General features: G+C 62.2%; 11 protein-coding genes. 6 read left to right on the top strand and 5 right to left on the bottom strand.

Annotated elements, in window-relative coordinates; translation table 11 throughout:
- Positions 1 to 185: 185 nt before the first annotated feature.
- Complete coding sequence (locus tag AUC43_RS03855) at positions 186 to 1,688, bottom strand: M16 family metallopeptidase (protein ID WP_082684893.1); 1,503 nt, start codon at positions 1,686 to 1,688, stop codon at positions 186 to 188.
- Positions 1,689 to 1,705: 17 nt separating this feature from the next.
- Positions 1,706 to 3,166, bottom strand: a complete 1,461-nt coding sequence (locus AUC43_RS03850; RefSeq protein ID WP_068190149.1) for a M16 family metallopeptidase — start codon at positions 3,164 to 3,166, stop codon at positions 1,706 to 1,708.
- Between the two features lie 295 nt (positions 3,167 to 3,461).
- On the opposite strand from AUC43_RS03850, the gene AUC43_RS03845 reads away from it, so the two are divergent.
- Entirely contained in the window at positions 3,462 to 6,026 is a 2,565-nt protein-coding gene (locus tag AUC43_RS03845) for a bifunctional UDP-N-acetylmuramoyl-tripeptide:D-alanyl-D-alanine ligase/alanine racemase (protein WP_068190147.1), read from the top strand.
- A gap of 167 nt (positions 6,027 to 6,193) precedes the next feature.
- Positions 6,194 to 7,621, top strand: a complete 1,428-nt coding sequence (locus tag AUC43_RS03840) for an alpha/beta hydrolase family protein (protein ID WP_068190145.1) — start codon at positions 6,194 to 6,196, stop codon at positions 7,619 to 7,621.
- Positions 7,622 to 7,816: 195 nt separating this feature from the next.
- Here the strand turns inward: AUC43_RS03840 and AUC43_RS03835 are convergent, their stop codons facing one another.
- Positions 7,817 to 8,680 carry a carboxypeptidase-like regulatory domain-containing protein gene (locus AUC43_RS03835; RefSeq protein WP_068190144.1) on the bottom strand — a complete coding sequence of 288 codons (864 nt, stop codon included), beginning with the start codon at positions 8,678 to 8,680 and terminating at the stop codon, positions 7,817 to 7,819.
- 313 nt (positions 8,681 to 8,993) lie between these two features.
- Between AUC43_RS03835 and AUC43_RS03830 the strand changes: the two genes are divergently transcribed.
- The gene (locus tag AUC43_RS03830; protein ID WP_068190143.1) at positions 8,994 to 9,338 is read left to right on the top strand and encodes a hypothetical protein; all 345 of its coding nucleotides are present in this window, start codon (positions 8,994 to 8,996) and stop codon (positions 9,336 to 9,338) included.
- Between the two features lie 311 nt (positions 9,339 to 9,649).
- Entirely contained in the window at positions 9,650 to 11,041 is a 1,392-nt protein-coding gene (locus tag AUC43_RS03825) for an alpha/beta hydrolase family protein (RefSeq protein WP_157780913.1), read from the top strand.
- Between the two features lie 130 nt (positions 11,042 to 11,171).
- On the opposite strand, the gene AUC43_RS03820 is transcribed toward AUC43_RS03825, so the two are convergent.
- Entirely contained in the window at positions 11,172 to 12,071 is a 900-nt protein-coding gene (locus AUC43_RS03820; RefSeq protein WP_068190141.1) for a carboxypeptidase-like regulatory domain-containing protein, read from the bottom strand.
- Positions 12,072 to 12,297: 226 nt separating this feature from the next.
- Between AUC43_RS03820 and AUC43_RS03815 the strand changes: the two genes are divergently transcribed.
- The gene (locus AUC43_RS03815; protein ID WP_068190139.1) at positions 12,298 to 12,576 is read left to right on the top strand and encodes a FeoA family protein; all 279 of its coding nucleotides are present in this window, start codon (positions 12,298 to 12,300) and stop codon (positions 12,574 to 12,576) included.
- Between the two features lie 21 nt (positions 12,577 to 12,597).
- Positions 12,598 to 14,754 carry a ferrous iron transport protein B gene (gene feoB / locus AUC43_RS03810; protein ID WP_335340912.1) on the top strand — a complete coding sequence of 719 codons (2,157 nt, stop codon included), beginning with the start codon at positions 12,598 to 12,600 and terminating at the stop codon, positions 14,752 to 14,754.
- Positions 14,755 to 14,832: 78 nt separating this feature from the next.
- On the opposite strand, the gene AUC43_RS03805 is transcribed toward feoB, so the two are convergent.
- Positions 14,833 to 15,543: an SAM-dependent methyltransferase gene (locus tag AUC43_RS03805; RefSeq protein ID WP_068190137.1), complete on the bottom strand. Its 711-nt coding sequence runs from the start codon at positions 15,541 to 15,543 to the stop codon at positions 14,833 to 14,835.
- Positions 15,544 to 15,590 lie beyond the last annotated feature (47 nt).

Genomic DNA, 15,590 nt, shown 5'->3' with positions numbered 1-15,590 from the left:
TTCCCGGGTTTCCAGGGCCAGGGTGCCGTGGTGGCCCTTGGCAATGATGTCGTGGGCCAGCCTAATGAGAAAGCACCATTAAAAAGCCCCTTGCTATTAAGCAAGGGGCTTTTTAATGGTGCTATTGAACAAAACCTCCGTGGCCCTCCATCTCCTTTTCGGTGCGGAGTCCGGGAGGCGCCTCGTTACATCGGCTTCTTGCGCTCGGCCTGAAACTTCTTGAGCTGCGGCTCAATCACCTTTTTGTCGCCCACTACCACCACGGTCATGGCTTCGGGGCGGATGTACTTGCGGGCGATTTCGCTCACTTGCTGGGGCGTCACGGCGTTGATGTTCTTGACTTGCTCGGTGAGGTAGGTCTCGGGCAGGCCGTGCAGGTCCAGCGTGTTGAGCTGGCCGATGATGCCGCCGGGGTTGGAGTTGCGCAGCACAAACATGCCGCCCTCGTAGTTTTGAATGCCCTTGAGCTCATCGGTCGAGGGCGGGGTCTTTTGCAGCCGCTCGATTTCGTTCATGATTTCATGCAGCGAATTGTAGGTGTCGGCGGTGGTCACGTCGGCGTTCTGGCTCCAGTTGCCGGTGCGGTAGTGGGTTTCGATGAAGCTGTAGGGCGAGTACGTGTAGCCCTTGTCTTCCCGAATGTTGCGCGTGATGCGCGAGCCAAACGAGCCGCCGAGCAGCGAGTTCATCACCCGCAACCGGATGTAATCAGGGTTGGTGGGGTCGATAACCGGCAAGCCCACCACGATGGTCGACTGCGGCGCGTTGGGCCGGTCCTGGGTCAGCAGGTCGGCCTTGGCCAGCGGCTTCACGATGTCGATGTGCGGCGCGGGGCCCTGCGGAAAACTGGCCCAGGCGGCCGTGATGGCCTGGCGCAGCCCGGGCGCCTCAAACCGGCCGGCCACGTACAGGCTGGAGCGCTGGGCACCGTACTGCGTCTTGTAGAAATTCTGCGCCCGTTCCAGGGTCAGGGCATCGAGCTGAGCGTCGGTGGGCAGGGGCCGGCCGTAGGGGTGGCTGCCGTAGATGGCGGCTGTGAATTTCTGGCGGGCCTGCACGCCGGGCTGGGCGCGGGCCAGGGCCATCTGGCGCTTCAGGTCGGTTTTCAGGCGCGGCACTTCCGAGGCCGGCAGGGCCGGGCGTTGCACCACTTCGGCCAGCAGCGCGGCCATCTCCGGGGCGTATTCCGAGAGGCACGACGCCCACAGGCTGGTTTGGTCGGCGCCCACCGAAATGTTGAGCGTGCCGCCCATGCGGGCCACCCGCTCAGCCAGCTGCGTGGCCGACATCGTGGCCGTGCCTTCCTGTAGCAGCTTGCCCAGCAGGTCGGCTACGGCTACTTCATCATCGGCCTCGTGCACGTTGCCGGCCTGAATGGCCACCATCATCGTCACCTTGGGCACCTGCCCGTACGGCACAATTCTGGCCTTCAGTCCATTATCTAGGGTGAATTCTTCTTTGGCGGGCAGGGTAAAGTCGCGGGGTTTGCCGCCCGGGGGTGGGGCCTGCTTGGGCGTGGCCGGAGATTTGGCGGCTGCCACGGCTTTGGCGACGCCGGCCGAGCGGCTGGTGGCCGGCTTGGCGGTGGTTTTGGCCTTGGCTTTGGCGGGGGCCTGCTGGGCCTGGGCTCCGGGGGCAGCCGTGGCCACAAGGGCGGCGCTGAGCAGCCCAATAAATAGCTTGTTCATGGCGAGGGGAGGGAAGGCTAACTCTTGGCCAGGGGGTTGACGGTGATGATGGTGCGGTTGGTGGGCCGCAGGTATTCGCTGAGGGTCTTCTTCATCAGCTCGGGCGTCACCCGGCGGAACTCGCTCTCGAGGCGGTTGATGCGCGAAGGGTCGTTGTCGAACAAGGCAAACGAAGCTAGCAAATCGGCCCGGCCGAAGTTGTCGGACCCGCTCACCTGGTCGTAGAACGACGAGCGGATTTTTACCAAAGCCAAATCCATCGTGGCCTGGTCGATGCCGGTGCGGGCCAGGCGGTTGATTTCCTGGTCGAGCACCCCCACCACAGAATCGGCCTGCACGGTGGGGTCATACACCAAGCTGCCCATCCACAGCATGGGGCCGTTGTAGCTGAACTGGTTGCCCAGGTCCGAGTTGATGCCGCCGCTCACGTCGTCGGTGTAGCCGCGCTTCTGCACCAGGGCCTGGTAGAGGCGGCTGTCTTTGCCTTGCAGCAGAATCTGGTCGAGCATCACCAGGGCATAGTACTCGGGGGTGTTGCGCTCGGGCATGTGGTAGGCGAAGGCCAGCGCGGGCTTGGTGGCCAGCTTGTCGTCCTGCACGAAGCGCTGCTCCTGCTCCTGGCGCGGCTCCGTCAGGTCGGGCTTGGGTGGCTGCTGGGCGCTGGGGATGTTGCCGTAGTACTTCTGCACCCAGGCCTTGGCCTCGGCAGGCTCGAAGTCGCCCACCACCGCCAGCACGGCGTTGTTGGGGGCGTAGTAGGTCTTGAAGAAATCCTTTGTGTCTTCCAGCGTGGCCGCGTCGAGGTCTTTCAGGTCGCCGTAGAAGTTGTGGGCGTTGTTCCAGTTTTTGTTGGCCTTTTGGGGCATCAGCAGCCACGGGAAGCCGCCGTAGGGTTGGTTGAGCACGTTCACGCGCACCTCGCTTTTCACCACGCCCTGCTGGTTGGTCAGGTTGGTTTTGGTGATGGCCAGGCCCCGCATCCGGTCGGCTTCGGCCCACAGAATGGTTTCGAGCTTGTGGGCCGGCACCACCTCGTAGTAGTTGGTGAAGTCGAAGCGCGTGGAGCCATTCAGCGCCCCGCCGTTCTTCTGAATCAGCCCAATAAATTCGTTCTTGCCCAGGTTCTGCGAGCCCTGAAACATCAGGTGCTCAAACAAGTGCGCAAAGCCCGTGCGGTTGCGCGGCTCGGTGCGGAAGCCCACCGCGTAGTACGCCGCCACCGTGGCCGTGGGCGCCGTATGGTCGGACGATAGCACCACCCGCAGCCCGTTGGGCAAGGTGTAGTACTCAACCGGAATCTGGAAAGCTGGGCCCGCCGGCGCAGGTTTTGGGGCCGCCGCGGCCACGGCCGGGGCTGTGGTGGCGGGCGCCGCGGGCGCCGTTACCACGGAGGTGGCTTTGTGGCTGCAGGCCCCCAGGGCCAGCGCCGCCACCGGCGCCCACAGCAGGCCCCGGCTCAATACCTTAAAACGTCTCATAGGAAAAGGAAACAGAGTGTGAGCAGAAAGTAAATCCTATTTACACAATATTCATCAAACTAGCTAAAGATGAGTTATTTTGCCTTTGAATTTTGGGTGAAAATGGGGCTGCGCAAAGACACAAGCAAAACGCCACCGCTGCGTAACCAGCAACGCCGGCGCCGCCTTGCTGGCTGTTCCTCGCTGGCTCTTTCGGAATGCAACTCCGAAAGCGCCCAGAGCCCAAGCGTGCAAGGGTTCCAGACGCCCACGCCTCAAGCACCTCATTTCCGGAGCCGCCGCCGACCTTTGCGACGTGTTCGTCTTTTCTGCTCTCCCGGCCCTGATAGCCGGCCACCTGCTCCAGTCCCCCGCCGACCCCGCCGTCGAGGTGCGCCACCTGGTGCTCGACAGCCGCCGGGTGGGGTTGCCCGCCGGGGCCTTATTTTTTGCTCTGCGCGGCCCCAGCCACAATGGCCACCGCTACTTGCCCGAGCTCTACGACCAGGGGGTGCGGCTGTTTGTAGTAGAAGAAACGGCCGAACTGCCCGGCAGCCTCAGCGCGTATCCCGGCGCCGGCATTATTGCCGTGAAAAGCCCGCTCGCAGCCTTGCAGGCTCTGGCCGCTGCCCACCGCGCCGAATTCAGTGGCCCCGTGCTAGCCATCACCGGCTCCAACGGCAAGACCATTGTGAAGGAGTGGCTGGCTCAACTCCTGAGCCCCGACGAGGACATCTGCCGCTCGCCACGCTCCTACAACTCGCAGGTGGGCGTGCCGCTGAGCGCGTGGGAACTGAATCCCGAACGCCACACGCTGGGCATTTTCGAGGCCGGCATTTCGGAAGTAGGGGAGATGGCGCGCTTGGCCGCCATCATTCAGCCCACCGAAGGGATTTTTACCAACCTGGGCACGGCCCACGATGCCGGCTTTGCCTCCAGCCAGCATAAGTTGGCCGAGAAGCTGCAGCTATTCCAGGGCCCCCAGTTTCGGCGGCTGTTTTACTGCTACGACCAGCCGCTGGTGCGCGCTGCCGTGGCCCAACGAAACATCCCGGGCTTGAGCTGGACGCGCCACGCCGGACAGCCCGCCGACCTCTACTTCGCGCTCGACCCCAATAGCACCAGCGGCATCACCAGCCTGCATGCCCGGTACGCCCGCGTGAGGCTGGAAGCCGCGTTTACGCTGCCTTTCTCCGACGAGCCGTCTATCGAAAACGCCCTGCACTGCCTGGCCGTGCTGCTGCACCGGCAGGTTGAGCCGGCCGAAATTCAGCGCCGCCTCGCCCGGCTGCACCCCGTGGCCATGCGCCTGGAGATGAAGCTGGGGCGCCACGACTCCTACCTGCTCGACGACACCTATAACAACGACCTCGCCGGCCTGGCCCTGGCCCTGAACGCGCTGAGCCGGCAGTCGCGCCCCGGTCGCCGCACCCTGATTTTGAGCGACGTGCTCGAATCGGGCCTGAGCGGAGAGGAGCTGTATGCCCGTGTGGCGGCCCTGCTGCCCCCGGCCGGCGTAACGCGCCTCGTCGGCATTGGCCCCGAAATCAATCGGTACCGCCACTTCTTTACCCTGGCGCCGCCCGCAGGCCACCCGCCGCTAACCGCTGACTTCTACCCCGATACCGAAGCCTTCCTGGCCTCGCTCGACCCCAATGCCTTTGCCCGCGAAGTTATCCTGGTAAAGGGCGCCCGGCGCTTTGGGTTCGAGCGCATTGTGGCCGCCCTGCAGGCCCAGCAGCACGGCACCGTGCTGGAAGTCAACCTCGACGCGCTCAGCCACAACCTGCAGCACTACCGCCGCCGGCTGCAGCCCGGCACCAAGCTCATGGTGATGGTGAAGGCCTTTGCCTACGGCGCTGGCTCCTACGAAGTGGCCAGCCTGCTCGAATTTCAGCGGGCCGACTACCTCGCCGTGGCCTACGCCGACGAAGGCGTGGCCCTGCGCGAAGCCGGCATCAGCCTGCCCATTATGGTGATGAACCCGGCACCGGACTCGTTCAGCACGCTGCAGCACTACCGCCTGGAGCCCGAAATCTTTTCCTTCGACATGCTGAATGAGTACCTGGCCGCTTTCCCGGCGGAAGCGCAGCCCTCAGCCGCTCAGCCACTCAGCCACTCCGTCGCTCCCCCGCCCATCCACCTCAAGCTGGATACCGGCATGCGCCGCCTGGGCTTCGACGAAGCCGACCTGCCCGCGCTGGCCGCCTTGCTGCAGCAGCACCCGGCCCGCCTGCCCGTGGCCAGCCTCATGACCCACCTTGCCGCCGCCGACGAAGCCGAGCACGACGACTTCACCCGCACGCAGCTGGCCGCTTTCCGGCGCATGGCCGCCGTGCTGGAAGCCGCGCTGGGCCACGCCGTGCTCAAGCACGCCCTGAACTCGGCCGGCATCCTGCGCTTCCCCGAAGCCCACTTCGACATGGTGCGCCTCGGCATCGGCCTCTACGGCGTAGATGCCAGCGGCCGCGACGCCGCGGCCCTGCGCCCGGTGAGCCAGCTGCGCACCACCATTTCCCAAATCAAAACCCTGCCCGGCGGCCACACCGTGGGCTACGGCCGCCGGGGCGCGGCCACGGAGGCCGAGCGCCGCATTGCCACGCTGGCCATCGGCTACGCCGACGGCTACGACCGCCGCTTCGGCAACGGCGCGGGCACGGTGCTCATCCACGGGCAGCGGGCGCCGCTGGTGGGCTCGGTATGCATGGATATGTGCATGGTCGACGTGACCCACATTCCGCAGGCCCGCGCCGGCGACGTGGCCCTGGTCTTTGGCGAGGGGCTGCCGCTGCCGGAGTTGGCCGCCCGCATCGGCACCATTGCCTACGAGCTGCTCACCAACGTGAGCGAGCGGGTGAAGCGGGTGTTTGTGAGCGAGTAAATTTTACTTCGGTCAATACCGTCGAATCGGGGTTGAATTACATTTTTTCAGTTCCGCCGCCTGCCGGAATACGGGTAGCCAGATATTTATTTTGCTACTTTACAGTCGGCTTGCCCCGCCCTGAATAACTTTGGGTGAGATTTAGCCTTTCGACGCTTCTTTTTATTATGACAATCAATACCCTCCGCTTATCCCGCCTTTTTGGTACTCTCCTTATTTGTTTAACCCTGGCGGCCTCGGCGCAGGCCGGCACCCGGCAGAGTACGGCCGTGGCGGCCGCGCCCGCTGAAGTCCCGGCCCTCGACGGCTTGTGGAAGGGCCAGCTCAAAGTGCCGGGCGGGCAGCTGGAAGTCATCTTCCGTTTTGTGAAGCTCAGCGGGGGCGAATATTTCTGCTCGCTCGACGTGCCGCTGCAGAAGGTGAGCCGCATGGCCGTGAAAACGGAAGTGAAAAACGACACCGTGCGCCTGTTTGCCGAAGAAGCCAACAGCCGCTTTGTGGGCCGCGTATCGGCCGATGGCAAGCAAATGGCCGGTACCTGGCAGCAGCCCGGGTTTAAGGTGCCCATGGTGCTCGCCTTCAGCCCTCTGCCAGATATGACGGCCAAGAACGTGCGCCTCACGCCGCCGTACCGCGAGGAAGAAGCCACCTTCAGCAACCTCACCGTGAATGCGCGGCTGAGCGGCATGCTCACCATTCCGGCGGGCCCGGGTCCGTTTCCAGCCGTGGTGCTCCTCAGCGACGCCGGCCCCCAGGACCGCAACGGCACCGTCGGCGACTTCGGGCCGCTGGGCCTGCTGGCCGACTACCTCACCCGGCGCGGCGTGGCCGTGCTGCGCTTCGACGACCGCGGCGTGGGCAAGTCGGGCGGCACGCCGGCCATTACCACCGCCGATTTAGTGAGCGACGCCCAGGCCGGCTTGAACTACCTGCGCACCCGTCCCGAAATTGACCTGGCCCACCTCGGCCTGGTGGGCCACGGCGAAGGCGGCAACGTGGCTTTGCTGGCCGCGTCGCAGCCGCTGCCGCCCGCTTTTGTGGTGGCCCTGGCCGCGTATGGCCTGCCCGGCCGCGACATTGCCGTGCAGCAGCAGGCCACGACCCTGCGCACCCTCGGCAGCGAAAACGCGCAGATTGAAGCCGCCACCAAGCGCCAGCTGGCCATGCTCGAAATCATTCGGCAAACCACCGACAACTCCCAGGCCCAGGCCATTGTGGCCAATATGCTGAAGCAGAACAACGCGGCCATCGACAACGCCGCCGCCCAGTCGAGCGCCGCCGAGCTGACTTCGCCCCGCTACCGCTACTTCCTGGCGTTCAACCCCCTCGAAAAGCTGGTGCTCGTGCATTGCCCGGTGCTGCTGCTCAACGGCACTGCCGACCTCACCATCAACGCCGACGCCAACCAGAAAGCCCTGCAAAAAGGCCTGGCCTTGAACAAGAACGTGACCGCCAAAAAACTGGTCGGCGTCAACCACCTCTTCCAGCCCGAGCCCGGCAAGTGGCCCGTACTCAACGGCCAGCCCCAGCCCAACTTCTCGCCCGAAGCGCAGGAAACCATCCGCGAATGGATTGTAGCGCAGAGCAAGAAGTAACGCCTCGGCGTTGCTGTGGCTGTTACCTGGCAGCCGCAGTAGCCTAGAGCGTGGCTAGGCACACCGAAACGGTAGCCTCCTTGAGAAACTCCTTAACAGAAACGGCCCTGCTGGTGAGCAGGGCCGTTTCTGTTTTATATCCACCTGTATAATAGTTGCCGGGAAAGAGAGCCGCACTGGGCTCGCTTCTCGCGCTTACTTAATCATGTCGACTTCGGCCTTAATCATGGCGTTGTAGCGGCGGCCCTGGCCGTTGGCCAGCGTGAGTAGGTTCCAGCCCTTGCCGATGGTGTAGCTCCAGGTGCGGCTTTCCTTGAATTCGAAGGTGGGACGCATAATCTGGCCGTAGGGCGTGTAGTTGTCCATGAAGTTGGTGGTGTAGAACTTATCACCGCCCACAATCCACTCCATGGCCACGAAGAAGCCTTCTTCCGGCGCTGGGATGTTATAGGTGCTCAGGTCGATGGTGTACCATTCGCCGCCGCGCGACGCCGACACCACCACGTTTTCGGTGAGCAGGTCGGTGTTGGGGGCGTTGTAGTTGCCGTCAGCCTTGTAAATGCGGACGCGGAAGGGTTCGCGGGGAAAGCCGTTTTCGCCGATGTAGAACGACACCGTGCGCACGTTGCCCAGCTTCTTCTGTTTATCGTTTTTCACGAAAAAAGCATATTGGCTGCCAGGCAGGCCCTGAATCATGCCTTCGCCGGGGTTATTCGAGTTAGAGCCCAGCTCCAGGTTCTTCACCTTGCCGCCTTTTACCACCACATTGCCCAGTTCAATTACGCGCTTTTTCAGCTCAATGATGAGGTCTTCGGTGCTGCCGCGCTTGATGAGGACGGCGCTGCGCTCGTAGCCCAACGTCATCACAATCAGGGAGTCCTGAGCGCTTTTCTCGAGCCCAGCCAATTGAAAATAGCCATATTCGTTGGTCAGGGCACCCGTGCCTTCTTCGCGCAGGCCGATGGAGGCGAACGGCACCGGGTCTTTCGTCTTAGCGTCTACAACACGGCCCGTAATGCGGTTTTCCTGCGCCCAACTCAACGCCGGCAGTAGCAACAAAACCCATAATGCAAGAAAAGGTAAGTGTTTCTTCATTGCCAAAAATAATAATAATGGATGGTAGACTGGCAAATTTACAAATTCTACTTCATTATATCGCCATCCATCTTCAGTGAGGGCAGTAAATGGTCTGCTGAATGCAAATTAAAATTTGCCGTAAACTACCAAAGGCGCATTTTTATTGCTATACGAATAGATTTTAAGCTTTTCGCTCAGGAGCCTCTAATGGCCCCTTGTGTCCCCAAAAAAACAACATACTTGCATATTATGCGCAACGGAGCAGGAAATACTTCTTTAATCCAACTCCCTCTCCATGACCAAACCCTTGCCTGCTCTCCTGGCTGCGGCTGCTTTGCTCACTGGCTGCGACAACTTAAATAAGCCCGAAACCAAAGACCAGCCACTAGGAAGCCACCGCCGATACGGCCGTGGGTACCGCGACGGCATAATGGCCGCCGGCGCGGCCAATGCCGTGGACAATACCTCAGACATGAGCAGGGCCAAGCCGACCGATTTCAGGTTCAAGGAAATCACGCAGCCCGGCGCCACGGTGCGCGGTTATGGCGGCTACAACGTGTACAGCGAAGCGAAAAGGCGCTGTTCGACACCGATAACGCCGGCATTAAGCCTCCTGGCGTTGCACCATTTAGCAGATTAGCAGACCCATCGGCCAGCGCTACGGCACGAGCCAGATGCATGTGATGGGCTTTGCGGATTCGCACGGCGACGAAAACTACAACAAGGGGCTTAGCGCCCAGCGGGCTGAACTGGAAAACTGTAGCTCAAGAAAGTGAAGTGGCTTAAGTACATCGCTGTGATTTTCTGATGTTTTGAACGGCAGCCCGAGCATGACTGAAGCGGAGGAAGGTCGTTGCCCAATCAACTGAATACGAACTACTGCTTATCTTTAGGGTGCCATAAATGGATGTTAATAAAGATAAGATGAAAAGGGGTTTTATTGGGGCTTTCATGCTGCTGTTGTGCCTATTGAGCGCAGCCAGCGGCGCGGCTAATGCCGAGGCACCGACAGAAAAAGGTTTGCCACTAGGCGGCTTGTGGAGGGGGAAGCTGCCGGTGACGGCCGGTGGGAATGACATGACGATTAGCGTGGTGCCGCTGGCCGGCGGGAAGTACTTCGCTGCCCTCGACGTGCCCGCTCAAAAGGTGAGCCGAATGACCGCAGAAGTGACCGTGCGCGGCGACTCGGTGCTGCTGCGCATGCCCAAAGCCGGCAGCAGCTACGCGGCCCGCCTCGATACGGTTAGGCACGAGCTCAACGGGGTATGGTCCCAGGGCGGGGTGAAATCGCCGGTGCTGCTGCGGTACTCGCCCATGCCCAGCGTCAGTGGGAGCGGCACCCGCCTGCCGCCGCCCTACCGCGAAGAGGAAGTGGTCTTCAACAACCCCATGGCGCGGCTCAACTTTAGCGGGACGCTGACCGTGCCGGCTGGCCCAGGCCCGTTTCCGGCCGTGGTGCTCGTGAGCGACTTAGGGCCGCAAGACCGCGACGGCACGGTGGGGGAGTTTCGTTTTCTGGGCTCCCTAGCTGACTACCTTACCCGGCGCGGCGTGGCCGTGCTGCGGTACGACGACCGCGGCGTGGGCCAGTCGGGCGGCAGCACGGCCACGGCCACCACCGAAATGCTGGTGACCGATGTGCAAGCGGCGGTAAACTACCTGCGCTCCCGGCTGGAAGTCAACATTAATCGCATCGGCGTGGTGGGCCACGGCGAAGGGGCCAACGTGGCCTTGCTGGCGGCGGGCCAGCCGCTGCCGCCAGCGTTTGTGGTGGCGCTGGCGGGCTACGGCCTGCCCGGCGAAGAAACCCTGCTGCAGCAGCAAGTGGCCCAGCAGCGGGCCCAGAAGGTGGCCCCCGCCAAGGTGCAGGCCGCCTACGAGCGCCAGCGCACCATGTACGACATCATCCGCCAAACCAATCAGCAGCAGGCCCAGGCCATTGTGAGCAACATGCTGCGGCAAGACCAGCCCGGCATCGACCCCCAGGCCGCCCAAGCCGCGGCCACCAAGATGCTCACGCCCTGGCAGCGCTATTTCCTGTCCTTCGACCCCGTGGCAGAGCTCGACCAGGTGCGCTGCCCCGTGCTGCTACTCAGCGGCACCGAAGACCTGGAAGCCCCCGCCGACTTGCACCTGGAGGCCCTGGAAAAGGAGCTGAAAAGCATCGGCCGCAATACCACCTCCAAGCGCCTGCCGGGCGTGAACCACCTGTTTCAGCCCCCCAAAACGGAGTGGACGCTGATGAACGGCGAGATGAAGCCCGTGTTTTCGCCCGTAGCCCAGGAAACCATGCGCGCCTGGATAGCCGGCCTTAGCCAGCCGGCGAAGAAGAAGCCATTCTAAGGCGTTAACGAATCAGACATTATGCAGGGGTAGTTGAGCTGAAACTGCTGTTGCTATCTAATAAAAAAGCCCCGCTCGAGAGCGGGGCTTTTTTATTAGATAGTAAGGTATGGCTTACCTATAAAGCTCCTTACTTAATCATGTCGACCTCGGCCTTAATCATGGCGTTGTAGCGCAGGCCCTGGCCGTTGGAGGCCGTGATGAGGCTCCAGCCCTTGCCCATGGAGTAGTTCCAGGTACGGCTTTCCTTGAATTCGAAGGTGGGGCGCATAATCTGGCCGTAGGGCGTGTAATCGTCCATGAAATTGGTGGCGAAGAACTTATCGCCGCTTACCACCCACTCCATGGCCACGAAGAAGCCTTCCTCGGGCGCCATGATGTTGTAGGGCGTCAGGTCGACGGTGTACCACTGGCCGCCCTGGGGTGCCGACACCACCACGTTTTCGGTGAGCAGGTCGGTGTTGGGGGCGTTGTAGTTGCCGTCGGCCTTATAGAGGCGCACGCGGAAGGGCTCGCGCGGAAAGCCGTTTTCCCCGATGTAGAACGATACCGTCCGCACGTTGCCCAATTTCTTCTTCTTGTCGTTCTTCACAAAGAAGGCGTACTGGCTGCCGGGCAGGCCCTGAATCATGCCTTCGCCGGGGTTGTCGGTGCGGGCCCCGAGGCCCAGGTTCTTCACTTTGCCGGCCTTCACCACCACGTTGCCGAGTGCCACGGCCCGCTTGGGTACCTCAATGGTTAGGTTGGGCACGCTCACGCCCCGCTTTACCAGCACGGCCCGGCGGCCATAGCCCAAGGCAATTACGATGAGGGAGTCATCGGCATTTTTGCTGGGCGCGGGCACAATAAACTGGCCGTGCTCATTGCTAAGCGCCCCAATCTGCTCGTTCTTAAGTCCGATGGAGGTGAAGGGCAGTGGCTCCTTGGTGTCTTTGTCAACAATTACGCCCTTGATTTGAGCCTGCTGAGCCCAGCCGGAAGTTGCAGCGTTGACTATAAATAATGCTATTAGAAGTAAGCGTGTAAGCATAGGATGAAAGGTAGAAAGAACAAAATTACAAATACTCGGGCTGAAAGTTATTGTAAAATATTAGTACATACAACCTCTATATCGGTAGAGGGCCGCCGAAGCCATGTTCGAGCGTACAGAGGGGCTTATTTGGCTTCCCAAAAAAACTCTTCGCGGACCGAAAGCGTTTGGTAGCGTACCTTTGTTTGTATTCTTTCTAAATAAGCTTTCCCCTCCGGTTTTCCTCGTGGCTTTATTCCGTCGTTCCGCTCCTCTCGTCGCTGCCAGTGCCGCTGCCCGCCGCACCGCCAAAGACCTGCGCCTGGGCGAAACCGGCACCATTTGCTGCCTCGAAGACCCCGAGATGGCACTTAAGCTGTTGGAAATGGGTTGTGTGCCCGGAGTGCAAGTGCGCCTGAGCGGCCGCGCCCCCCTGGGCGACCCGCTGATGCTGGTGCTCGGCGACCAGGAGTATACGCTCTCGGTACGGGCGAGCGAGGCAGCCACGATTTTGCTGAAAGAATAAGGCGCAGCTATGGCGGCGATATTGAGTGATACGGCAACGGCAGCGCCCGTTGCAACGCAACCCGACCCTGCGGCCGGCGTCCGCCCCCTGCGCATTGCCCTTATCGGCAACCCCAACAGCGGCAAGACGTCGCTGTTCAACCAGCTCACCGGGCTCAACCAGAAGGTAGGCAACTTCCCGGGCGTGACCGTAGACCGCAAGTCGGGCTTTTCGCAGCTCACGCCGGTGCAGCGGGCCGAAATCATCGACTTGCCGGGCACGTACTCGCTCTACCCCAAGAGCCTGGATGAGAAGGTAATCACCGACCTGCTCTACGACCGCACCGCCGCCAACTACCCCGACTTTGTGGTAGTGACCGTGGACGCTAACAACCTGCGCCGCAGCCTGCTGCTGTTTACCCAGCTGGGCGACCTGGGCCTGCCGGCCGTACTGGCCCTGAATATGATGGATGTGGCCGAACGCCACGGCGTGAAAATCGACCTGCCGGCGCTGGAGCGGGAACTGGGTGTGCCCATCATCCCCATGAATGCCCGCAAGGGCATCGGCGTGGCCGCCCTCAAAATCGTAATGGCCCAGCGGCTGGACGCGCCCCCCGTGCGCTGCTGGGAGCCCGACGAGAAGCTGCTACCCCTGGTGCGGCAAATCCGGTACTACTTCGACCTGCACAACGACTACCTGGCGCTGCACTACGCCCAGCAGTACCGCCACATCAGCTTCCTGAGTCCCGACGACAAAACCTACCTTCAGGAGCTGACGCACAAGTACGGCTTCGATGCCATGGCCCAACAAGCGGCCGAGACCATTGCCCGCTACGCCCGCATCAACGAAATCCTGCTCGAAACCGTGACCGTGACGCGCACCGAAACGCGCGAGCCGGTGAGCAACCACATCGACAAGGTGCTCACGCACCGGGTGGGCGGCTACCTGCTTTTTCTGGGCATTCTGTTCACGCTGTTCCAGGCCATTTTTGCCTGGGCACAATACCCCATGGACTGGATAGACCAGGGGATTTCGGCGCTGAGTGCCACCATTCAGGCCAACTTCCACGGGCCCCTGGTCCGGCTGCTCACCGAGGGTGTGCTGGCCGGCCTGGGCGGCGTGTTGATCTTCATTCCGCAGATTGCCTTGCTATTTGGCTTCCTGGCCGTGCTGGAGGAAACGGGCTATATGGCCCGTGTGACGTTCCTAATGGACAAGCTGATGCGGCCCTTCGGCTTGAGCGGCAAAAGCGTGGTGCCGCTGATATCGGGCTTGGCCTGCGCGGTGCCGGCCATCATGGGTGCCCGCACCATCGAGAGCTGGAAGGACCGGATGATAACCATCTTCGTGACCCCGCTCATGTCGTGCTCGGCGCGCATTCCAGTGTACACGGTGCTGGTGGCGCTGGTGGTGCCCGACCAGGCCACCTGGGGCATTTTCAACCTGCGCGGGGTGGCCCTGATGGGCCTTTACTTGCTGGGCTTGTTCTCGGCCCTGGGCTCGGCTTGGGTGCTGAAGAAGGTGCTCAAGGCGCGGGAGCGGAGCTACTTCATCATGGAGTTTCCGGTGTACCAGTGGCCGCGCTGGAAGAACGTGGGCCTGACCATCTACCAGAAAGTGCAGGCCTTTGTATTGCAGGCGGGCAAGGTGATTGTGGCCATCTCAGTGCTGCTGTGGGTGCTGGCCAGCTACGGCCCTGGCCAAAAGCAGGCCACCGCCGAAGCTCAGGTGCGCCAGCAAGTGGCCACCCAGGGCTGGGACGAAGACGAAGTAAGCCGCCGCGTCGCTTCGGCCCGGCTCGAAAACTCCTACGCGGGTTCCTTCGGGCGGGCGCTGGAACCGGCCATCCGCCCCTTGGGATATGATTGGAAAATCGGCATTGCGCTGCTGACCTCCTTTGCTGCGCGGGAAGTATTCGTGGGCACCATCTCCACCATTTACAGCGTGGGCCAGGACGCCGACATGGGCACGCTGCAACAAAAGCTTCAGGCCGAAAAAGATGCCAATGGGCAGCCCTTCTTCACGCCGGCGCGGGCGTTTTCGCTGCTCGTATTCTACGTGTTTGCCATGCAGTGCATGAGCACGCTGGCCGTCACCTACCGCGAAACCAAGAGCTGGAAGTGGCCCCTGGCCCAACTGCTCTACATGACGGGCCTGGCTTACGTGGCTGCTTTGGTGGTGTACCAGGTGCTGGCGTAGGTTGGTGCAAGCAAACAGGCGCACGGCTTTCCGTATCAACCTGCAGGAGTAATAAGCCGTGGTGGCTAGCGCGTTGGGCTAAGTGCCAATGATAAACACCGTCGGAATCTTGTGCAGCTCCGGGGCCGGCAGGCGGCGCCAGTCCGATACCAGCAGGGTCTTGATAAACTCGCCGGTGCCCGTCACATCGGCGGCCACGCACAGGCGGGTGCCGGGCTGTAAGTGGGCCAGCAAGTCGCTGAACAGCGCCCCGTTGCGGTAGGGCGTCTCGATAAACAGCTGCGCCTGCTGCCGCTGCTGCGCCTCGCGCTCCAGCGTTTTGATGGCGGCCACGCGCGGTGCTTTCTCAATGGGCAGGTAGCCGTGAAAGGCAAACTGCTGCCCGTTCAGGCCCGAGGCCATCAGGGCCAGCAGCAGGGACGACGGCCCTACCAGCGGCACCACTTTAATGCCCAGCCGGTGGGCCTCGCGCACCAAGGCCGCGCCCGGGTCGGCGATGCCCGGGCAGCCGGCTTCGCTCAGAATTCCCCCATCAATGCCTTCTTTCAGCAGAGGCGCCAGGGCGGCGCGCACTTCGGCATCGGTACTGTCTTTGTCGATGACCGTGAAGCGGATGTCTTCGATTACGCGGGCCGGGGCCACGCTCTTCACGAAGCGGCGGGCCGTGCGGGCATTCTCTACCAGGAAATAGGGGAGGGCCGCCGCGGCGGCCACCACCTGCGGCGGCAGCACTTGCGGGGCCGTGTCTTCGGCCAGGGGGGTGGGGAGGAGGTATAGCGTAGCGGGCATGGGCGCGGGGAAGAAGGCGCAAAGGAACGGCGCGGCCGGTTGCCATT

The sequence above is a fragment of the Hymenobacter sedentarius genome (assembly GCF_001507645.1).
GTDB lineage: Bacteria > Bacteroidota > Bacteroidia > Cytophagales > Hymenobacteraceae > Hymenobacter > Hymenobacter sedentarius.
This window is presented reverse-complemented; position numbering and strand designations above follow the sequence as displayed.